The organism is Serratia sp. JSRIV004 (assembly GCF_019968705.1).
Lineage (GTDB): Bacteria > Pseudomonadota > Gammaproteobacteria > Enterobacterales > Enterobacteriaceae > Chania > Chania fonticola_B.
Genome location: NZ_CP074140.1, coordinates 4,254,726 through 4,275,616 on the forward strand (window position 1 = coordinate 4,254,726; position 20,891 = coordinate 4,275,616).

General features: G+C 55.4%; 20 protein-coding genes. 8 read left to right on the top strand and 12 right to left on the bottom strand.

Translation table 11 applies throughout. From position 1 onward, the window contains the following. Window positions 1-389 precede the first annotated feature (389 nt). The 3 genes from ptsH to crr are packed head-to-tail and all read left to right on the top strand — an operon-like array spanning window position 390 to window position 2,980. On the top strand, window positions 390-647 hold the full coding sequence (ptsH, locus tag KGP21_RS20345) for a phosphocarrier protein Hpr (protein WP_021178688.1): 258 nt from the start codon (window positions 390-392) through the stop codon (window positions 645-647). Between the two features lie 46 nt (window positions 648-693). Next, the gene (gene ptsI, locus KGP21_RS20350) at window positions 694-2,421 is read left to right on the top strand and encodes a phosphoenolpyruvate-protein phosphotransferase PtsI (RefSeq protein ID WP_021178689.1); all 1,728 of its coding nucleotides are present in this window, start codon (window positions 694-696) and stop codon (window positions 2,419-2,421) included. A gap of 49 nt (window positions 2,422-2,470) precedes the next feature. Next, window positions 2,471-2,980, top strand: coding sequence for a PTS glucose transporter subunit IIA (gene crr / locus KGP21_RS20355; RefSeq protein ID WP_021807057.1), 510 nt, complete (start codon window positions 2,471-2,473; stop codon window positions 2,978-2,980). Window positions 2,981-3,045: 65 nt separating this feature from the next. On the opposite strand, the gene pgtP is transcribed toward crr, so the two are convergent. After that, window positions 3,046-4,428, bottom strand: a complete 1,383-nt coding sequence (pgtP, locus tag KGP21_RS20360) for a phosphoglycerate transporter PgtP (protein ID WP_021807058.1) — start codon at window positions 4,426-4,428, stop codon at window positions 3,046-3,048. Between the two features lie 458 nt (window positions 4,429-4,886). Between pgtP and KGP21_RS20365 the strand changes: the two genes are divergently transcribed. The 3 genes from KGP21_RS20365 to KGP21_RS20375 are packed head-to-tail and all read left to right on the top strand — an operon-like array spanning window position 4,887 to window position 9,360. Beyond that, entirely contained in the window at window positions 4,887-6,122 is a 1,236-nt protein-coding gene (locus KGP21_RS20365; RefSeq protein ID WP_280922719.1) for an ABC transporter substrate-binding protein, read from the top strand. Continuing rightward, a complete protein-coding gene (locus KGP21_RS20370) occupies window positions 6,119-8,122 on the top strand; it encodes an ATP-binding protein (RefSeq protein WP_223536133.1) in 2,004 nt (667 codons plus the stop codon). Before KGP21_RS20365 ends, KGP21_RS20370 begins: the two co-directional genes overlap by 4 nt. Beyond that, on the top strand, window positions 8,116-9,360 hold the full coding sequence (locus tag KGP21_RS20375) for a sigma-54 dependent transcriptional regulator (RefSeq protein WP_166733091.1): 1,245 nt from the start codon (window positions 8,116-8,118) through the stop codon (window positions 9,358-9,360). Before KGP21_RS20370 ends, KGP21_RS20375 begins: the two co-directional genes overlap by 7 nt. Here KGP21_RS20375 and KGP21_RS20380 read toward each other — a convergent pair. From KGP21_RS20380 to KGP21_RS20425, 10 genes are all read right to left on the bottom strand, one after another. Next, window positions 9,351-10,682: an ATP-binding protein gene (locus tag KGP21_RS20380; RefSeq protein WP_115159924.1), complete on the bottom strand. Its 1,332-nt coding sequence runs from the start codon at window positions 10,680-10,682 to the stop codon at window positions 9,351-9,353. The genes KGP21_RS20375 and KGP21_RS20380 overlap by 10 nt on opposite strands. A 5-nt stretch (window positions 10,683-10,687) precedes the next feature. Continuing rightward, complete coding sequence (locus KGP21_RS20385) at window positions 10,688-11,368, bottom strand: response regulator transcription factor (protein ID WP_021807065.1); 681 nt, start codon at window positions 11,366-11,368, stop codon at window positions 10,688-10,690. Window positions 11,369-11,577: 209 nt separating this feature from the next. Continuing rightward, window positions 11,578-12,459: a cysteine synthase CysM gene (gene cysM / locus KGP21_RS20390; protein ID WP_039995377.1), complete on the bottom strand. Its 882-nt coding sequence runs from the start codon at window positions 12,457-12,459 to the stop codon at window positions 11,578-11,580. A 68-nt stretch (window positions 12,460-12,527) separates the two neighbouring features. Next, entirely contained in the window at window positions 12,528-13,616 is a 1,089-nt protein-coding gene (gene cysA / locus KGP21_RS20395) for a sulfate/thiosulfate ABC transporter ATP-binding protein CysA (protein ID WP_115159926.1), read from the bottom strand. Then, the gene (gene cysW, locus KGP21_RS20400; protein ID WP_223536136.1) at window positions 13,606-14,481 is read right to left on the bottom strand and encodes a sulfate/thiosulfate ABC transporter permease CysW; all 876 of its coding nucleotides are present in this window, start codon (window positions 14,479-14,481) and stop codon (window positions 13,606-13,608) included. Before cysW ends, cysA begins: the two co-directional genes overlap by 11 nt. Beyond that, window positions 14,481-15,314 (bottom strand): sulfate/thiosulfate ABC transporter permease CysT, encoded by an 834-nt coding sequence (gene cysT / locus KGP21_RS20405; protein ID WP_021178700.1) that lies wholly within the window; start codon window positions 15,312-15,314, stop codon window positions 14,481-14,483. The genes cysW and cysT overlap by 1 nt, the downstream gene beginning before the upstream one ends. Further along, a complete protein-coding gene (locus KGP21_RS20410) occupies window positions 15,314-16,336 on the bottom strand; it encodes a sulfate ABC transporter substrate-binding protein (RefSeq protein WP_021807068.1) in 1,023 nt (340 codons plus the stop codon). Before KGP21_RS20410 ends, cysT begins: the two co-directional genes overlap by 1 nt. A gap of 201 nt (window positions 16,337-16,537) precedes the next feature. Further along, entirely contained in the window at window positions 16,538-17,437 is a 900-nt protein-coding gene (locus KGP21_RS20415; RefSeq protein WP_021807069.1) for a Dyp-type peroxidase, read from the bottom strand. Between the two features lie 160 nt (window positions 17,438-17,597). Next, a complete protein-coding gene (locus tag KGP21_RS20420; RefSeq protein ID WP_209524021.1) occupies window positions 17,598-18,182 on the bottom strand; it encodes an RpoE-regulated lipoprotein in 585 nt (194 codons plus the stop codon). A gap of 120 nt (window positions 18,183-18,302) precedes the next feature. Further along, window positions 18,303-18,767, bottom strand: coding sequence for a DUF2919 domain-containing protein (locus KGP21_RS20425; protein WP_021807071.1), 465 nt, complete (start codon window positions 18,765-18,767; stop codon window positions 18,303-18,305). A gap of 158 nt (window positions 18,768-18,925) precedes the next feature. Here KGP21_RS20425 and KGP21_RS20430 point away from each other — a divergent pair, with 158 nt between their 5' ends. Then, on the top strand, window positions 18,926-19,324 hold the full coding sequence (locus tag KGP21_RS20430) for a YgiW/YdeI family stress tolerance OB fold protein (protein WP_021178705.1): 399 nt from the start codon (window positions 18,926-18,928) through the stop codon (window positions 19,322-19,324). Window positions 19,325-19,362: 38 nt separating this feature from the next. On the opposite strand, the gene KGP21_RS20435 is transcribed toward KGP21_RS20430, so the two are convergent. Continuing rightward, a complete protein-coding gene (locus KGP21_RS20435) occupies window positions 19,363-19,788 on the bottom strand; it encodes a GNAT family acetyltransferase (RefSeq protein WP_021807072.1) in 426 nt (141 codons plus the stop codon). A 183-nt stretch (window positions 19,789-19,971) separates the two neighbouring features. Here KGP21_RS20435 and amiA point away from each other — a divergent pair, with 183 nt between their 5' ends. Next, complete coding sequence (amiA, locus tag KGP21_RS20440) at window positions 19,972-20,853, top strand: N-acetylmuramoyl-L-alanine amidase AmiA (protein WP_094982043.1); 882 nt, start codon at window positions 19,972-19,974, stop codon at window positions 20,851-20,853. The last annotated feature ends 38 nt before the right edge of the window (window positions 20,854-20,891 follow it).

The window sequence follows — 20,891 nt, forward strand, 5'->3', positions numbered from 1 at the left end:
CAAATAGCTAAAAAAGCACCTATTCAGGTGCTTTTTTTGTGGACTGGATCAAAGTTTACACCACTCAACGATTGATTTTCACCGCTGGCTTTAGTATTTAACCGGTCAATTATTTCGATGCGCAAAATTAATCACCTTCCTGCCATTGTTTGAGCTGAATCGATTTACTCATTTGTTGCTCCAGCGAAAAACACGGCATAATGGGGAGCTGATTGAAACAACGCCAGATGCTCGGATTTTTTGATCTGAAATGCTTAAAGCGTCGTTTTATGTTGCATCCATGCTCGCCCCTGTACCATAGTCAGGCGCTAACCAGACAAGCTAAAATCACGCCGTTAGGCTAAACTTTAGCTCCACAACCTTAAATCCGATAAGTTGGGGAAACATCAATGTTCCAGCAAGAAGTGACTATCACCGCTCCGAATGGTCTGCACACTCGCCCTGCCGCTCAGTTCGTAAAAGAAGCCAAAGGCTTCGCGTCTGACATCACCGTGACTTCCAACGGCAAGAGCGCTAGCGCCAAAAGCCTGTTTAAGCTGCAAACTCTGGGCCTGACCCAAGGAACAGTAGTCACCATCGAAGCCGTTGGTGAAGACGAGCAGAAAGCCGTTGAGCACTTGGTAAAACTGATGGCAGAGCTTGAGTAATCGGCCCGTCTTTTTAGTTAACACCAGTCAAGAGTAAGGTAGGGTTATGATTTCAGGCATTTTAGTATCACCGGGTATCGCTTTTGGTAAGGCTCTCTTGCTGAAGGAAGATGAGATTGTCATCAACCGGAAAAAAATCTCTGCAGACCATGTAGAGCAGGAAATCTCACGTTTTCTGGCAGGCCGCGCCAAAGCGTCTGAACAGCTGGAAGTAATCAAAACCAAGGCAGGCGAGACCTTCGGCGAAGAAAAAGAAGCGATCTTCGAAGGCCACATCATGCTGTTGGAAGACGAAGAGCTTGAGCAGGAAATCATAGCCCTCATCAAAGACGATCTGGCGTCTGCCGATGCGGCAGCCTACACCGTGATCGAAGGCCAGGCGAAAGCGCTGGAAGAATTAGACGACGAATACCTGAAAGAGCGCGCGGCTGACGTGCGTGATATCGGTAAGCGTCTGCTGCAAAACATCCTGGGCCTGGCGATTGTCGATCTGACCGCCATTCAGGATGAGGTGATCCTGGTCGCGAAGGACCTGACACCGTCAGAAACCGCACAGCTGAACCTGGACAAAGTGCTGGGCTTCATCACCGATCTGGGTGGCCGTACTTCCCACACCTCGATCATGGCTCGCTCCCTGGAACTGCCCGCTATCGTTGGCACCAGCGACGTGACCACCCAGGTAAAAAACGGCGATTACCTGATCCTGGATGCGGTTAACAACAAGATTTACGTCAACCCGACGGCCGAGGTGATTGAACAGCTGAAAGCGGTTCATACCCAATACGTCACCGAGAAAAACGATCTGGCCAAGCTGAAAGACCTGCCGGCGATCACGCTGGACGGGCATCAGGTTGAAGTCTGTGCCAACATCGGTACCGTGCGCGACGTCGCCGGTGCAGAGCGCAATGGTGCCGAAGGTGTCGGCCTGTATCGTACCGAATTCCTGTTCATGGACCGCGACTCACTGCCAACCGAAGACGAGCAGTTCTCGGCTTACAAGGCCGTTGCGGAAGCCATGGGCTCACAGGCAGTCATCGTCCGTACCATGGACATCGGCGGCGATAAAGACCTGCCGTACATGAACCTGCCAAAAGAAGAGAACCCGTTCCTGGGCTGGCGCGCGATCCGTATCGCGATGGACCGCCGGGAAATCCTGCACGCTCAGCTGCGCGCCATCCTGCGTGCCTCTGCTTTCGGCAAACTGCGCATCATGTTCCCGATGATCATCTCGGTGGAAGAAGTGCGCGATCTGAAGGGCGAGCTGGAAACGCTGAAAGCGCAGCTGCGTGAAGAAGGCAAAGCCTTTGACGAGAGCATTGAAGTGGGCGTAATGGTGGAAACACCGGCCGCGGCAGTGATTGCTCGCCACCTGGCGAAAGAAGTCGACTTCTTTAGTATTGGGACAAACGATTTAACCCAGTATACTCTGGCAGTAGATCGCGGCAACGAGCTGATTTCTCATCTCTATAACCCGATGTCCCCATCAGTGCTTGGCCTGATCAAACAGGTTATTGATGCATCTCACGCAGAAGGCAAGTGGACCGGTATGTGCGGCGAGCTGGCTGGCGATGAGCGTGCTACACTGTTGCTTTTGGGCATGGGGCTGGATGAGTTCAGCATGAGTGCGATTGCAATCCCGCGCATCAAGAAAATTATTCGTAATACCAATTTCGAAGATGTGAAGGCATTGGCAGCGCAGGCCTTGGAACAACCAACGGCACAGGATTTGATGAACTGCGTCAATAAGTTCATCGAAGAAAAAACGCTCTGCTAAAATTCCACGACACTGGAACGCCGCCCAATTTAATGCTTAGGAGAAGATCATGGGTTTGTTCGATAAACTGAAGTCTCTGGTTTCTGATGACAAGAAAGACATGGGCACTATCGAGATCGTCGCTCCACTTTCTGGCGAAATCGTCAATATCGAAGATGTACCGGACGTCGTATTCGCCGAGAAGATCGTTGGCGACGGCATTGCTATCAAACCTGCTGGCAACAAAATGGTTGCTCCGGTTGACGGCACTATCGGTAAAATTTTCGAAACCAACCATGCGTTCTCTATCGAATCTGATAGCGGCATTGAGCTGTTCGTGCACTTTGGTATCGACACCGTTGAACTGAAAGGCGAAGGCTTCAAACGCATCGCGGAAGAAGGCCAACGCGTCAAGAAAGGCGATGTGATTATCGAGTTCAATCTGGCCCTGCTGGAAGAGAAAGCCAAGTCTACCCTGACTCCGGTGGTTATCTCCAACATGGACGAGATCAAAGAGCTGATCAAACTGTCCGGCAGCGTCACCGTTGGCGAGACCCCGATCATCCGCATCAAGAAGTAATCGCGGTTCGATCGTAAAAATGGCGCCTTTATCGGCGCCATTTTTTTATCCAAGACTTCTAAGCCCTACTGCGCTACCAGCGGTTCCGCTTGTAGCTCCTGTTGCTGTCTTTCACGCTCCAAGGCCAATACGCCACGATGTGACAGATAGCAGAACAAGATGCAGCACACCACGCCGCCCATCAGCAGATAAAAGCCGCCATGCCACCCCATGTTATCGACCATCACGCCAAACAGGCTGGTGCCCAGCGTAGCCCCAAAGATATAGCTCATAAAGCCGCGCAGGCCAACGGCGGAGCCGACAGCAAAGCTGGGAACGATCTCCATCGTCTGTACCGAAGCCAGGAACTGTGGCACATAGATCAGGCAACCGACGATCGCAGCAAAGATGGTGACCATCAACAGCGAGTCACTCTTCCAGTAACCAATCAGGCAGATGAAAATCATCACCATGCAGATCATCGCCAGCGGCATACGGCGTCCCTTGAACAGCTTATCCGACAGCCACCCAGCCAACAGTGTGGACGGGATCGCCGCCCATTCGAAGAACAGAAACGCTATACTCATCTGCTCTTTGGAGAAATGCTTTTCGGTGAGCAGGTAGATAGGCAGCCAGCTGATCATGCCAAAGCGCACCATGTAGACAAATACGTCCACCAGCGAGACATACCAGGCATTTTTATTACGCAGAACATAGGTGCAGAAGATCTGGAAGGCGCTCATATTTTCCGGCGCCTGCTCCTGCACACCGGTTTTCACCCTGACGGTTTCTTCCGGCATCATTTGCTCCAAGGCAGGCAGACCTTCGCTGCGCGGGGAACCTTTACCCAGCCATAGCACCACCAACGCAAACAACACTGCTACACCTGCTGGGACGATGTAGCTGGCGCTCTGCCAGTGTTCACTACCCAATACCGCAAAAGCCACGCCGACGATGGGGGCAACTACCCCACCGCCGATATTGTGGGATATATTCCAAAATGCGCCAACGCGGCCACGCTCACGGCGTGGGAACCAGTTGGCAATGGTAATGAACGAAGGCCCTACTCCCATCCCCTGGAACAGGCCGTTAAACACCACCAATGCGGCAAAGACCCAGAAGGCAGTGCTGAACCCCAAACCGACGTTGACGATGGCACACAGCACCAGGCCACAAGCCATAAACACTTTAGGGTTGGCCTTATCGGCCAGGCTGCTCATCACCCCTTTGCTGATGCCGTAGGCAATCAGCATGCAACTGCTCAACATGCCGATCTGCGTCGCACTCAGATCCAGATGCTCTTTCAGGTAGGGCGTCGAAAGGGTGAAGTTGTTACGCACGATGTAATAGGCCAGGTAGCCCAAAAAGACGCTCAGTAACGCTTGCATGCGATAACGCTGGTAGGTTGCCTGCACCTGTTCTGGCGGAACACGCTTCGCCGCCGCGCTAGGTTTTAATAATGAAAACATGTTATTCCCCTGTGAGGTTTATCTGTACTGGCTCGATGCGCCTGCTATTTATTAATAACGCTCGCAGCGGATGGTGTAATTAATTCATTAATAAGACAAGCCCCGTAATATGTGTCAAAATTGACTCAAACCCAGAACAAATAAGCCCAGTTTTGACTCATCAATTAACATTACCGTTATTAACCAAAAACCAGCTCGCTCACTTCCCCGCGCCAGAGCGCCACAGCACTAAGGTTGCACACAAAGCCAGCCCACAAGTGGTGATGTTTTTGAAGGCGTTAACAGTATTGATGGGCTATCGATGGTAATATTCTGACTTCATCAACGTTATAACCCCGGCTAAATTCTGTTGGTTGACGAAAAATATTTTTGTCCCAAATGCTTTGCGGGTTATTTTTATCGTTATTGCGATTTTATGAATAAGATCACAATCGATGAGGTCTAGGGAGAGTTTTATTATGCGTGCAACGCTCGTTTTTGCGGCAATGGCCTGCTGGCTGTTATCCACTGCTGCCTGCGCCAAAAGAAATGAACTGGTGATGGCCACCACCTTTTCACCAGAGGCAACCGCCTACCTCATTAGCCGTTGGCAAGGCCAGCCCCAGTCTGTAGTCATCCGCACGCTGAACCGCACCAGCACCTCCCTGGAACAACTGCTCGACAGCACTGGCAGTGACAACGTCGATCTGGTGCTGACCTCCTCCCCCATGCTGCTCCAGCACCTGCAACAGCATCAGCGCCTGGCAAACTATGAGGGTGCTCCGGAACAATCACAGCGGCTGGTGCCTGAACCTATCCGCAATACCGCCGTGGCGGTGGCCATTTCGGGTTTTGGCCTGCTGATCAACCGCACCAATCTGGCAGAGAAACGGCTGCCGCTACCAGACGATTGGGACGATCTGACCGATGCCCGCTACCAGGGGGCCCTGCTGATGAGCAGCCCTTCCCGCTCGGATACCAGCCACCTGATGGTGGAATCGCTATTGCAACAGCGGGGGTGGCAATCCGGCTGGCAAACGATGCTATCGGCGGCCGGTAACCTGATCACCATCTCTTCGCGCAGCTTTGGCGTGGCGGATAAAGTCAAAAGCGGCCTGGGTTCGGTCGGGCCGATTATCGATAACTATGCCAATCTGCTGCTTGACGATCCACACCTGGCCTTCCATTATTTCCCTCAGGCCGCGGCCTCCCCCACCTATATTGCCGTGACAAGCAATAGCCATTACCCCGCCGAGGCCCGGCGCTTTATTCAGTTCCTCCTCAGCCCACAGGGGCAGCGGGTCCTGGCCGATACCAGCACGGGAAAATACCCGGTGGTTCCACTGCCGGCAGACAGCCCACGCTTCGCGCAGCAGCAAAAGCTGTTACAGCGGCCACCGCTGAATGACTCCCTAATATTGCAACGCCAGCGCCTGGTCCAAAAGCTGTTTGATACGGCCATCAGCTTCCGCCTGTCTCAACTCAAGGACGCTTGGAAAGCGTTGCATGGTGCTGAAAGCCGCCTCAAACGGCCCTTGCCGGAGATCCGTGCGCTGTTGACCGCCATTCCCGTCACCCAGGCCCAAAGCGAAGATCCGCAGTACCTTAAACAGTTTGCTGCACGTAGCGAGAGCGAGCAGCAGGTCATGGAATGGCAACTGTTCTTTCAGCAACAGCAGAGAAAGGCCATCAAGGCGCTGGAAGAGTTAAAATGAGCCGTTTATTGCCGCGCTTCTTCAAACGCCTGACCATCAGCGCCTGCCTGCGGGGTGCCTTTCTCACCGGCGCGCTGCTGACGCTTACCGTCAGCGGGGTCAGCCTGTACTCCTGGCATGAGCAAAGCTCGCAGGTCCGCTATGCGCTGGATGATTACTTTCCGCGCATCCAATCCTCGTTCGTGATCGAAAGTAATCTGAACACGCTGGTCGATCAGCTCAATGAGTTTTTGCAGGCCGCCAATACCAATGCCCGCCTGCAGTTAAGAAATCAGATCGTCGGTCATTTGGAGCAAATCGAGCAGGCCAGTATGCAGTTGGATAACCCTGAACGTCAGCAAATTCAGGCGACGCTGGCAGAAAGCCGCCAACTGTTGGGACGATTGGACAATGCGCTCTACAACATGTTTATCGCCAGGGAAAAGGTCAATGAGATCGCCGCACGCATCAGTTGGTTACATGATGACTTCACCACCGAGCTGAATTCGCTGGTGCAGGATTTCAGCTGGCAACAGGGAGCTTTGCTCGATCAGATGGAGACAGGTTCTGGCCAGGCACTCCCCCGCTTGCAGGCCAGTTTGCGCGAGGTGCAAAGTGAACAGCAGCAGGTTTATGCCCTGGCACGCATCGAGAACCAGATCGCCGATGCCCTGCGCGATCGCCTCAATGAGCTGCAATCCGGCGCTGAAGAGCCCACTTCGGTTGCCGAGCACGTACGTTACCTCGCCTACCTGAAAAAAACGGCGAACGAAAATATGCAGGGGTTGCAGGCTCACCCCAGCACCATCACGCTGCGGCAAACCATCGACGAACTGCTGGAGACCGGCATTGCCGAAAACAGTATGCCTGCGGCGATGAAAGACTATCATCAGGCACAACGAGCACTTACGCTGGCTACTCAGGCCAAGGAGGCGACGCTTGCCCGCTTTCGCACACAGCTGGAATCGCAACTGAGTAACAGCCACCGGCAGATGCAAACCTTTAACCACCGTCTGGAGCAGATCATCCGCGTCAGCGGCAGGCTAATTGTGATCGCCACCCTGCTGGCGATGTTATTGGTGTATTTGCTCAATCACTATTTTATCCGTTCCCGCCTGGTCAAGCGCTTTACCCTGCTAAACCAGGTGGTGGTGCGTATCGGCCTTGGGGAAACCAACGCGGCGATCCCGGTTTACGGTGGCGATGAACTGGGCCGCATCGCCCGTCTGTTGCGGCGCACCCTAGGCCAGTTGAACCAGCAAAAATCCCGACTGGAGCAGGAAATCACCGAGCGCAAGGGCATTGAGCAACATTTGCGATCCACACAGGATGAGCTGGTGCAGGCCGCCAAACTGGCCGTGGTTGGGCAGACCATGACCACGCTGGCCCATGAGATCAACCAACCGCTGAACGCCCTGTCGATGTATCTGTTTACCGCTCGTCATGCGGTGGAGAAACAACAGCCAGAGGCGGCCACGCTGGCCCTGACCAAAGCCGACGGTCTGATTGGCCGCATGGATGCCATCATCCGTATGCTGCGGCAATTCACCCGGCGAACGGAACAGGATAGCCCCTCTCAGCCCGTTGATTTGCGCCAGTCATTAATTGCCGCGTGGGAGTTGCTGGCTCTGCGCCACCAACCGCTGCGGGGGGAACTGCGGCTACCGGACGGTGCGCCAAACGTGTTAGGTGACGAGGTACGCATTCAGCAGGTGCTGGTCAATCTGATGAGCAACGCGCTGGATGCCTGCCAAGAGCGGCCACTATTGCAGATAAGCTGGCAACGCCAGGCGTCCGGTTGGCAGGTCTTGCTGTGGGATAATGGGTCTGGCTGGCCGCTGGCGCGGGCTGAATCGTTACTCAAACCCTTCACCACCAGCAAATCGGTGGGCTTGGGGATTGGCCTGTCCATCTCGCTTTCGCTGATGCAGCAAATGGGCGGTAGCCTGCATCTGGCCTCTACGCTGACGCAAAACGCCTGCGTCGTTTTACAGTTTCAACCGGTGGATCAACCATGTTAAGCCAACAAGCGCAAATTCTGTTAATCGACGACGATGCCGACGTCCTCGATGCCTATACCATGCTGCTCAACCAGGCAGGCTATCAGGTTCAGGCCTGTAATAACCCGCTTAAGGCACAGGAAATGCTCGGTGAGGAGTGGCCAGGGATCGTGATCAGCGATGTCTGTATGCCAGGCTGTTCCGGGATTGAGCTGATGGCGCTACTGCTCGCTCACGATGCCTGTTTGCCGGTGTTGTTGATCACTGGCCATGGCGATGTGCCGATGGCGGTTGAAGCGGTGAAAAAAGGGGCCTGGGACTTCCTGCAAAAGCCGGTCAACCCGGCCCAGCTACTCGAACAGGTCGCGACCGCGCTGGCCCAGAGACGTTCTTACATTGCCCGTCGCCGTTGGCAACAGGAACAGCTGCAGAGCAATCTGATTGGCCGTAGTGAGTGGATAAAGCAGCTACGAGTGCGTTTGCAGCAGGTAGCCGAAACCGATTTAGCGGTTTATCTGCAAGGGGAATTAGGCGTCGGCAGGACGTTGGCAGCCCGTTATTTACACCGCATGAGCCATCGCAGCGAACAGCCGTTGATCGTAGGTGAATTGACGCCAGGGGGTGAGGCACCGTTAGAACAATGGATTGAGCAGGCAAGCGGCGGGACGCTGATTTTACGCCACCTCGAGCACTTGTCTATCACCCAGCAGGCGCGGTTGATCCAGCTCCAGGGACAAGACCCTCTGCCCTTCCGGCTGATCGGCATTGGGACTGCACCGCTGGTGGAACTGGCCGCCGGGCATACCCTACTGCCCGATTTCTATTACTGCTTTGCCATGACCCAAATCGCCTGCCTGCCGCTTTCTCTGCGCCCTGACGATATAGAGCCGTTATTCCGCCATTACCTGGAGCAGGCCTGCCTGCGCCTTAACCATCCGTTGCCGGATCTGCCAGCCGAGCTGATTAAGCGTTTGGTCAAAAGGGTATGGCCAAATAACGTGCGCGAGCTGGCCAATGCTGCAGAGCTGTTTGCCGTAGGGGTGATGCCACTGGCAGAGACCGCCAACCCGCTGTTGCACGGCTCCGATCCCGCTCCGCTGGATCAGCGTATCGAAGACTATGAGCGCCAGATCATTACCGAGGCATTGAACCTGCATCAGGGACGGATTAACGAGGTGTCCGAGTATTTACAGATCCCGCGTAAAAAGCTCTACCTGCGGATGAAAAAGTACGATCTGGACAAGCAGCATTATCGTTGAGTGTGCCAGCGCGGTACCCGAAGCGTGATCACCAGGCCACCCTGTTCGCCATTGTGTGCCTCAACCTGCCCACCATGGGCCAGCACCACTTTGCGCGTGATCGCCAAACCCAGGCCATAGCCTTTGCCAGACATCGCCGATTTTACCCGGACGAAAGGATCAAAGATGCTGGACAGCTTTGACTCCTCCACGCCCGGCCCCTGATCGCTGACCTGGATCTGGAACAGCTGATCGATACGCGTCAGCACCACGGTCACCCGCTGGCCGTGGCTAGAAAAGCGCAGGGCATTACGCACAATATTCTCTACCGCCCGGCGCATCAGTTCAGCATTACCTTTTACGGTGTATTCCTCGTCGGAACTGGCCTGCAACACGATTTCTACGCCAGGGATCTGCGCCTCATAGCGCGCATCGTTAACCACCGCCTCCACCAGTCCATAGAGATCGAAATACTCTTCATCATTGGACAGGCCGTTGTTCTCGGTGCGCGACAGCGCCAGCAGTTCGCCAATCATCTTGTCCAACCGCCCGGCTTCGTGCTCGATACGCTGCAACGAGTTCTCCACGTTCTCCGGATTTTGCCGCCCCAGGCCGATGGCTAGCTGCAAGCGGGCCAATGGCGAACGCAACTCATGGGAGACATCATGCAGCAATTGCTCACGGGCGCTGACCAGTACCTCCAGCCGCTCCGCCATGCTGTCAAAGTCACGAGCCACCTCAGAAAGCTCGTCATGGCGCCTCCGCATCGCCGGGAACAGCCGCACCGCCAGATCGCCCTGCGCTACCCGCTCAAAACCGGCGCGCAGTTGGCGCATCGGGCGCGTCAGGTTCCAGGCCAACATGGCGCTGAACAGCAAGCCCCCCAGCCCACCGACCCACACCATTGGCTCCGGGATGTTCAGCAGACGCCAGCGTTTGGGTGGCCGATATTCGGCACGCAGTCCTGCCAGATCGTAGCTCAACCGGTAGCTCTGGTTATCTGCACCGGTTACCCATTCCACCATCATTTTCGCTGGCTGGTTGGTCTGTGGGTTTTGGCCTGACTCATCAGCCGATGGCTTAATGGCTGGCGTTACGCTTAAGAAGCGGCGTTCGGTTTCAGGCCATTTGGCAACCATTGCGTTCAGCGCAGGCATCCCACTGCTGCGCAACACCGAGGCCGCAGAGGTCAGTTGCAGATTAGCGATACGCCAGGTCATGCTGTTTTCCGGGACCTCATGGCGATTACCATAAAAGGTAAACGTCACCCACAGCGCCTGGGTCATGATGATAAACGTCAGCCAGAAACCGAGCAGGATTTTCCAGAACAGTCTTCCGCGCATCGGCATTACCTGATGCGGTAACCGATACTGCGCACGGTTTCAATGCTCAGTCGGTTATCGGTTAGCGCGCCCAGCTTCTGGCGGATATTGCTGATATGCACGTCCACGCTGCGATCGTAAGCCTCACGTGGCCGCCCCAGACCTTTCTCTGACAGTTCATCCTTCGACACCACTCGTTCTGGCGAACGCAGCAGTAACTCCAACAAGTTGAACTCTGAGGCGGTGAGGTCGAACGTCTTACCCTGCCAGGCACTGCTGCGGGTGGACGGGTTGAGCGTCAATTCGTTAAAGCTCAGGACAGAAACCTTATCCACCGCTTCCGGTTGCTCTTCAAACCGGCGCAGCACCGCACGCAGGCGTGCCACCAGTTCGCGTGGGTAACAAGGTTTGGGGACATAGTCGTCGGCGCCCATCTCCAGCCCGATTACCCGGTCGATGTTGTCCCCTTTGGCCGTCAGCATGATGATCGGCAAGCGGCTTTTTTTGCGTACCTCGCGCAGCACGTCGATACCGCTCATGTCCGGCAGCATGATGTCGAGGATCATCGCGATATACTCGCCAGAAAGTGCACCATCTACTCCAGCCTTGCCGGTCAGCACCAGGGACGCGTTGAATCCTTCAGCCGTCAGGTATTCGCTCAGCATGGTGCCAAGTTCCAGATCGTCATCGACCAATAAAATTTTCATGCCCACTCCTCCGCTGATTTGCCGCCATTTTCGCGTCTATTGTCGCTGTACGCAGCCGGTTTTACCTAATCCTTACACATTGACATTCTCCCGACACAAATGAAAGACGGGGCTTTAAGGCTCAGGGGATAATCGATCTTGAGGGGATAAATGGCAGAGGTTAGGGAATAGGTAGAGAGTCACGCTCCTCCCTACCGATTATTACTCAGCTAGGAAAATACGCCGGTAGACAGGTAACGGTCACCGCGATCGCAGATAATGGCGACAATGACGCTGCCAGGATTGGCCGCAGCAACGCGCAGTGCTCCGGCTACGGCACCTCCGGAGCTGACGCCGCAGAAAATACCTTCCCGCTGAGCCAGTTGGCGCATGGTCTGTTCGGCTTCGCTTTGTGCCATATCCAACACCTGATCCACCAGCTCAGGGCGGAAAATACCCGGCAGATAGGCCGGTGCCCAACGGCGGATGCCCGGAATGCTGCTGCCTTCAGCAGGCTGTAAACCGATGATATTCACCTGCGGATTTTGGCTTTTCAGGTAGCCACCAACGCCGGTAATGGTGCCGGTGGTGCCCATGCTGGAAACGAAATGGGTGATACGGCCAGCGGTCTGCTGCCAGATTTCCGGGCCGGTGGTGGTGAAATGCGCGTAGGGGTTATCCAGATTGTTGAACTGATCCAACACCTTGCCCTGACCCTGCTGCTGCATCTCCAGCGCCAGGTCACGCGCCCCTTCCATCCCCTGTTCACGGCTGACCAGGATCAGTTCTGCACCATAGGCACGCATTGCCGCCTGGCGTTCCATGCTCATGTTTTCCGGCATCAGCAGCTTCAGCGTGTAGCCCTTCATCGCACAAATCATCGCCAGCGCGATGCCGGTATTGCCACTGGTGGCCTCGATCAGCGTATCGCCCGGCTGGATTTCACCACGCAGCTCCGCCTGCTGGATCATCCCCAGCGCGGCCCGATCCTTGACCGACCCCGCCGGATTGTTGCCCTCCAGCTTGAGCCAGATTTCACTGTCCAGCCCTTCGGCCAGTCGTTGTAGTTTTACTAACGGTGTATTACCGATGCATTGTTCCAGCGTGGTCACAATCATTGCCTGCGTATAATGTAAAAAGGCAACCCAGGGTTGCCTTAAATGGGAATGGTTAGAAATTATCAGGCGCTTTTAGCTAACGCAACCGGTTGTAACAGTTGTTCACCGGCGTAGAGGCGGGCATTCAGGCTGCCAACATAGTAACGATCCCCTCGCGCCGGTGCGGCATGGCCTTCCGACATAATCACGCTGATAGGCTCCTGATGCCAGCCAATCGGCTGCACGGTCAACTGCCAGAAGTGGCCACGCGGGCTGACTTCCAACACCTGTACCGGTAATGGGCAACGGGCGCTGCAATCGGTGCCAATCTCCATTTCCCACGGGCGCAGGAACAGTTCGACGCTGCCTTGGTGCATTGGCTGGAACGACAGCGGCCATTGGTGAGCGCCCACAAACAGCTGTGAACCGCGGATTTCACCGTTCAGGCGGTTAACTTCGCCCATAAACTCCAGCACGAAGCGGGTGGCGGGTTCACGCATGATCTCGGTCGGTGAACCTACCTGCTCGATATTCCCCTGGCTCATCACCACGATGCGATCGGCGACTTCCATCGCTTCTTCCTGGTCGTGAGTGACGAACACGCTGGTGAACTTCAGTTCCTCATGCAATTGACGCAGCCAGCGGCGCAGTTCTTTACGCACCTGAGCATCCAGCGCACCAAACGGCTCGTCCAGCAGCAGGATCTGAGGCTCCACCGCCAGCGCGCGCGCCAAGGCGACACGTTGCTTCTGGCCGCCGGAAAGCTGTGAAGGGTAGCGGTTAGCCAGATGACCCAACTGCACCATCTCCAGCAACTGCTCCACTTTCTGTTTGATCGCCGCCGCATTCGGACGTTCACGGCGTGGCAGCACGCTCAGGCCAAAGGCGATATTGTCGAAAACCGTCATATGGCGGAACAGCGCATAGTGTTGGAACACGAAGCCGACGCGACGATCGCGCGCATGCACGCGGCTGACGTCGGTGCCGTGAAAGCCCAGCTTACCGCTGCTCTGGCTTTCCAGCCCGGCGATAATCCGCAGCAAAGTGGTCTTGCCCGAACCGGATGGGCCTAATAACGCCACCATCTCACCGGAAGGAATATCGAGCGAGATATCGTTCAATACCTTGGTACGGCCAAAAGACTTGTTGATACCGTTAATCTCAATGCTCATGATTTTCCTCCCGCTCGAGACGCGCATCCTGACGCGCCAGGCGCCATTGCAGTCCGCTTTTCAGAAATAGGGTGACTATCGCCATCAGGGTCATCAGTGCCGCGGCGGTAAACGCCCCGGCGGTGTTGTAATCCTGATGCAGTAATTCCACTTGCAGTGGCAGGGTATAGGTTTCGCCACGGATAGAGCCGGACACCACCGATACCGCACCAAACTCGCCAATCGCGCGGGCGTTGGTCAGTACCACGCCATACAGCAATGCCCAGCGGATGTTCGGTAAGGTGACGCGGCGGAACATCTGCCACCCGGAAGCGCCCAACAGCACCGCGGCCTCGTCTTCCTGGCTGCCCTGGCTCATCATCAACGGCACCAATTCACGGACCACAAACGGGCAGGTCACGAATATCGTCACCAGCACCATGCCCGGCCAGGCGAACATCAGTTGAATATCATGGGCATCCAGCCAGCCGCCGATCGGGCCGTTGGTGCCGTAAAACAGCAGATACAGCAGCCCCGCCACCACCGGCGACACCGCAAACGGCATATCGAACAGCGTGAGCAGCAGTTGGCGGCCAGGGAACGTAAAGCGCGTAACCAGCCAGGCCAGCAAAGTACCGAACACCAGGTTGACCGGCACGGTGATCAACGCCACCAGCACCGTCAGCCAAATGGCGTGCAGCATGTCCGGATCCGACAGGTTATGCCACACTGCACCTACGCCAGAGGAAAATGCCTCGATAAAGATCATCACCATCGGCACGACCAACAGCAGGATGGAGAACAGCACGCCGATGGCAATCAGCGTCCATTTTCCCCAATTCACGCGTGGGCGCTCTGCGCCGTTCAGGGCGGTAACATCAGCCATCAGTGCCCTCCAATACGGCGGCCAAAGCGGCTCTGCAAGGTGTTAATGGCAAACAGCAACAGCAGTGATGCTGCCAGGATCACCGAGGCAATCGCACTAGCGGCCGGGTAATCGAACTCCTGTAAGCGCACAAAAATCATCAATGAGGTCACTTCGGTTTTCCAGGCAATGTTGCCTGCGATAAATATCACCGCCCCAAACTCCCCCAGGCTACGGGTAAACGACAGCGCCGTACCGGCGAGCAGTGCTGGCGCAACCTCTGGCAACACCACGCGACGGAAACTTTGCCAGCGGGTAGCCCCAAGGGTTTCGGCGGCCTCTTCATATTCTGGCCCCAACTCTTCCAGTACCGGTTGCACCGTGCGCACCACGAAAGGAATGCTGGTAAAGGCCATCGCCACCGCAATCCCCAACCAGGTGAAGGAAACCTTGATATCAAAATGAGCCAGCCATTGGCCGTACCAACCGGTGGTAGAAAACAGCCCCGCCAGGGTCAGCCCGGCCACCGCCGTAGGTAATGCAAACGGCAAATCCATCAGGCCATCCAGTAAGGAGCGGCCAGGAAACTGGTAACGGGTGAGGATCCAGGCCATCAGCATGCCAAACACCGCGTTGAAAACGCTGGCGACTCCGGCCGCCAGCAGCGTCACCTTATAAGCGGCCACGACCTGCGGATTGGTGATCACTTCCCAATACTGTGCCAGGCTCATCTGCGCCAGCTGCATCACCAGCGCGCTGAGCGGCAACAGCAAAATCAGGCAGGTAAAAAGCAGGCTGCTTCCCAGACTGAGAGTAAACCCAGGCAGAACCCGCTTGCTGGCCATCGAAAACATTACTTATGCCCTGCCGCTAACAGTTGGTCCAATTCGCCGCCCGTTGCAAAGTGGGCACTCATCACCTGCGGCCAGCCGCCGAACTGATCTTCTACGCTGAACAGCTTGGTCTCAGGGAATTGGCTCTTGGCCGCCGCCATCACCTGCGGATCATTGACGCGATAATAGAAGCTGGTGATCAGCTTCTGGGCCGCCGGGCTATAGAGATAGTTCAGGTACTCTTTGGCCACCTGTTCGGTGCCGTTTTTCTCAACGTTTTTGTCCACCCAGGCCACCGGGAACTCCGCCAGAATATCGACCGGCGGCACGATCACTTCATACTTGTCTGCACCGTACTGCTTGCGGATATTGTTCACTTCGGATTCAAAGCTGATCAGCACGTCACCCAGGCCACGCTCGACAAAGGTCGTCGTTGCGCCACGGCCACCGGTATCAAACACCACCACGTTTTTCAGCAAACGGGTCATGAACTCACGGGTCTTGGCCTGATCGTTGCCATCAGCCTGGCTGGCCGCGCCCCAGGCGGCCAGATAGGTGTAGCGGCCATTGCCGGAGGTTTTCGGGTTCGGGAAGACCAGCTTCACGTCATCACGCACCAGATCGCTCCAGGTGTGGATGCCTTTCGGGTTGTCCTTGCGCACCAGGAACGCCATGGTGGAATAGAATGGAGAGCTGTTGTTCGGCAGGCGTTGCTGCCAATCTGCCGGGATCAGTTGGCCGCGATCGTGCAGGATTTGCACGTCACTGACCTGGTTATAGGTGACCACATCGGCACGCAGCCCCTGCAAGATCGCCAACGCCTGTTTGGAAGAACCGGCATGGGACTGTTTGATGGTCAGTTTGTCGTTCGGATGCTGCTGATCCCACTGCTTTTCAAAGCCTGGGTTTAGCGCGGCAAACAGTTCGCGGGAGACGTCATAAGAGCTGTTGAGCAATTCTGCCGCCGAAGCCGTACCGCTGGCTAACAATGCCGCCACCAGCCAACCTTTCAACAGCGTATTTTTAACCCGGGAATGTTTCATTCTGCACCTTATCACTGAGTCTTACCGCCGGGCTGATGCCCTGATATTGACCAGTGTATTTATAACTTGATGCAGACCTGTAACGCTTTTATATACCGTTTAGTGATTTTCAAGCATCAAACGCTATAAGGCAGGAGGGGAGCGGTTCACCGCAGAGGGAAGGAAAGCCCGGAGCCAGAGGAACTGGCCCCAGGAGACGCATCAAAGTGACAACAGACGCGTCAACGAAGGTGCGAAGTAGTAGCTGCCGGTCACCGCACGGCTGAAACGCAGCATCGCGTCGTGTTTGCCGTCCAGCTCGCCGAACATGCTTAACAGCTGCTGTTCGATGTTGTGCAGGCGCGCACAATAGGCGATGAAATACAGGCCATGTTTGCCGCTGGCGGTGCCATAAGGCAGGCTCTGGCGCAAAATTTTCAGCCCTTTGCCGTCCTCTTTCAGATCGACACGGCTGACGTGCGAGGTATCTGGCCGTTGATCCGGCGGCAGTTCTTCACTGTCTTGTTTGGTACGGCCAATGATCTGTTCCTGCTGTTCGGTGGTGAAACGCTGCCACTGGCGCAGGTTGTGCTCGTAACGCTGAACCAGCACGTAGCTGCCACCTTCGTCTTCTTCGCCAGCACCAATCACCGCGACTTCCGGGCGTTGTTCACCCTGTGGATTTTCGGTACCGTCGATAAAGCCGCTCAGATCGCGCTCTTCTACCCAGCGGAAACCGTGCGTTTCTTCTTCAATACGAATGGTGTTACCAAACGCGGCCAGTGCGGCCTGCGCCAGGGTAAAGTTAACGTCATGACGCAGCGATTGAATATGGATCAGCATATCGCGTTGGGTGGCCGGTGCCAGCCCCTTGCCCAGCGGTGCGAAAGGCTTCAGTTCTTTGGCTCCCTGGCCATTGGAAAGGTCATGCCAAACGTCGGAGCCAAAAGCGATAACCGCACCCAAGTGGGCATCTGGAAACTGTTGCTGCAACTCACCGAGCGCCTGACAGAACTGTTTGCAACCCTGGCGCAGATCGACAAATTCGCCCTGCACCATAGCTTCCATAAAAATACCAAAACGGCAGTGTTCCAGCAGGATGCCGCTCTGAACCTGTGTCATGTTGATTTCCTCAAGACCTGAATCGGGTAACAGGTTGCCCTGTTATAAACGCGCAATATCATAACGCACAGCAAGCTGATTGCCTTGCCCGAACGCAAAGAAAATAGGGATTTAACGCCAAGCGAGGCAGGCACACCGCAAGGTGCGCCCGCAATAAGAATTATTGTGCTTTGGCATGCCAGACGATCTTACTCACCGTCCAGTTTTGCAGAGTATCGTCCGGTGGGATCAGATCCTGTGGGCCAGCCCATTTGCCACTGAAGATATAGCTGACATTGCGGCTTTGCTGCGCCACGCACTCGACCTTGCCAATATCCTCGCCGTCGGCCGGTTTACAGGCACCATAGGCCTTGCTGAACAGTTCGCTAAACGGCGTACCCAGCTTGCTGCCCCATTCAGTGGCGATCTTGGCGTCCATTACGTCAACGCGCTGCACGTGGCCTTTAGGTTCTCCGGTGATCACCAGCTTAACGTCATCGCCGTCCAATGCCTGGAAGTAGGAAACGATCTGCCCTTGGTTGGTCGCCATCCCACCACGCATGCGGTAGTTGTTATTCAGGCCCTTGCCAATCGCCGCCTCCGTCATGGGAGTACCCGCCCCCACATCACCGACACCTTTGGCGCTAACCTCTACGCTGCCGCCAAACCAGTTTAACGGCGACAGGCTGGACCAGGAGAAGTTTGACATGGCCGAACAGCCGGTCAACAACAGCGGTAGCCCTAACAACAGTGGGCGAATATTCATTCATAGCTCCTTAACATCAATGACATCGGCGATATGCAGCCTCTCATAACCGCTGGGGCTGCGCCATCAATTGCCAGCTTGGAGTACGTAAATTGGGAAAAGTGCCGCAACTTTTAACAATTAACCCGCCTCATCCTGCGGGATAAAACAGGCTTTCAAGCGCCGATTCATTAACAGATACCCCATCGCCAGCACATCCAACAGCACCAGTAGGAGATCCAGCGGAGGTTCATTGCTGTCTTGCTGCCATAGGCTATAAAGCGATCCGAGCAGCGCTGCCGCCAGCGACACTACCAGTACCCAACGCCAACAACGCCATAGACGGGGCCAATGCTGGCGGCGGCCAGCAATCAAAAAGGCCAGCGCCGCAGGCAGCCCAAGCGCAATACCGTACCAAAAGCGCTGAGTATCTGGATAGAACAGTTGTAACAAGCCAGCGCCCTGATCGCGTGAGGTACCCGCCATCACAAACAGTAGCCAGGTACGGGCCTGTATGATCAGTACGCCCCAAAACCACAGCGGCAACCGTAACATACCGTGCTGATCGTAATCGTCCGGTGAAAACCGGTGTGTTGACGCCTTCAAAGACTTTTCCTTGCCGATGTTATGATTACCCTTGCAAATGGCGACGCTGGCCACCATTTTCAATCTGCAGCTTAAGAAGCTCTTAAGATCCTTATGGTTTAATCAGGTCATGTCCCGCTAACGGGAAATCATTCAGACCACTGATAAGGAAAATCCAGATGAAAAAGATCGCTTTACTTACACTCATCGCATTATGCAGCGCACCGGTTCTAGCTCAACAGGGCGGGTTCATCGACCCCAACGCGACACCGGCTCAAACGCAAACCAGCCCGCAAGGTGGTTTCTCCGGCCCTAGCGCCACGCTGACCACGGTAGATAAGGTCAAATCGTTGAGCGATGATACCTGGGTGATGTTGCAGGGCAATATCGAACAGCGCGTGGGTGATGACACCTACACCTTCCGCGACGCCACCGGTACGCTGACGGTAGAGATCGACAGAAAGCGCTGGAACGGCCAGACCATCACCCCAAAAGACAAGGTACAGTTGGAAGGGAAAGTGGATAAGGACTGGAACAACGTGGAAGTCGATGTGAAAAACATCAAAAAACTGCCTTAAACCAGGGCTTGGGGCGGTGGCAACCACCGCCCTGACGATCAATATTCTTGATCTTCGATCAGGCGTTTCCCCAGACTGGTGATCGCCTGAATTTCGTAGCCGAGCTTTTCATACATTTCGATCACGGTGTCGTTGTCTTCACGCACCATCAGCTGAATTTTCGGGCAGCCGCGCGCAATCAGCTTTTTCTCCAGCCGACTAATCAACGCATTGGCAATGCCGCGCCCGCGATAGTCTGGGTGAACGCCCAGGTAATACGCCGAACCACGGTGGCCGTCGTAACCGCCCATCACCGAGCCAACCACCTCACCGCCCACTTCCGCCACTAAAAACAGATCCGGATCGTGGTTCAGTTTGCGTTCAATATCCATCTCGGGATCGTTCCATGGCCGTAACAGGTCGCAACGCTCCCACAGGGTGATGACTTCTTCAAAGTCGTCTTGCCGAAATACGCGAATTTCCATCGTTGCTCGCTACTGTTAATTGCACTTTTTTCTGATTATTGCGTAATTATTAACTGATACCCACAGTCTTTCAAGCTGCAGCGTTTTGCCAGGTAATAAATGGCAATAGTTATCAAGTCGATTAATGAGGATCAATACGCTATAACGTCGCGAAATAGATTGATCGAGTTGGAGCCGCGCGTGATGAAGAAACAGAGCAAAACCTACCTCAATTTCAGCCCCCTCACCGCTTCATCAACCCGCCGCCAACTGCTGCTCTCCGGGCTGGCTCTGGCTCTGCTCGGTGGCAAAACCTCTGCCACCCAGGCCAATATGCTGCAACCAAAACCGCACAGCAAACCGCTACCCAAAGCCACTGGGAGCAAAAGAGTAGTGATGATCGATCCAGGCCACGGCGGTATTGACTCCGGTGCAGTGGGGCATGAAGGCTCACAGGAAAAACACGTGGTGCTGGAAATTGCCAACCATGTGCGGCGTTTTTTGCATGAGCACGAGCACGTTGAAGCCCGCCTGACACGTGAGGAGGATGAGTTTATCCCGCTGTTCCAGCGCGTGGAGATCGCCCACCAGCACCAGGCCGATCTGTTTATCTCGATCCATGCCGATGGATTTACCAGCCCGGATGCCGCCGGTGCTTCGGTGTTTGCCCTTTCCAATCGCGGAGCCAGCAGCGCGATGGCGCGCTATCTCTCCAATAAGGAAAACGCCGCCGATGACGTTGCGGGGGGCAAATACAAAAATCAGGACAACTATCTACAGCAGGTGTTGTTCGATCTGGTGCAAACCGACACCATCAACAACAGCCTGACCCTGGGCCGCCACGTGCTGGGCCAGATCCGCCCGGTTCACCGCCTGCATAGCGAAAGCACCGAACAGGCGGCGTTTGCCGTATTAAAGTCCCCTTCTATTCCTTCGGTGCTGGTAGAAACCTCGTTTATCACCAACCCCGGTGAGGAGCGCCTGTTAGGTACCACCGCCTTTCGCGAAAAAATTGCCCGTGCCATCGCAGACGGCGTGATCAATTTCTTCCACTATTACGACGTTCACCAACGTAAGCCGCGCTAGACCTGCAAAATACGGGGCGAGAAGGTATACTTGCCGCC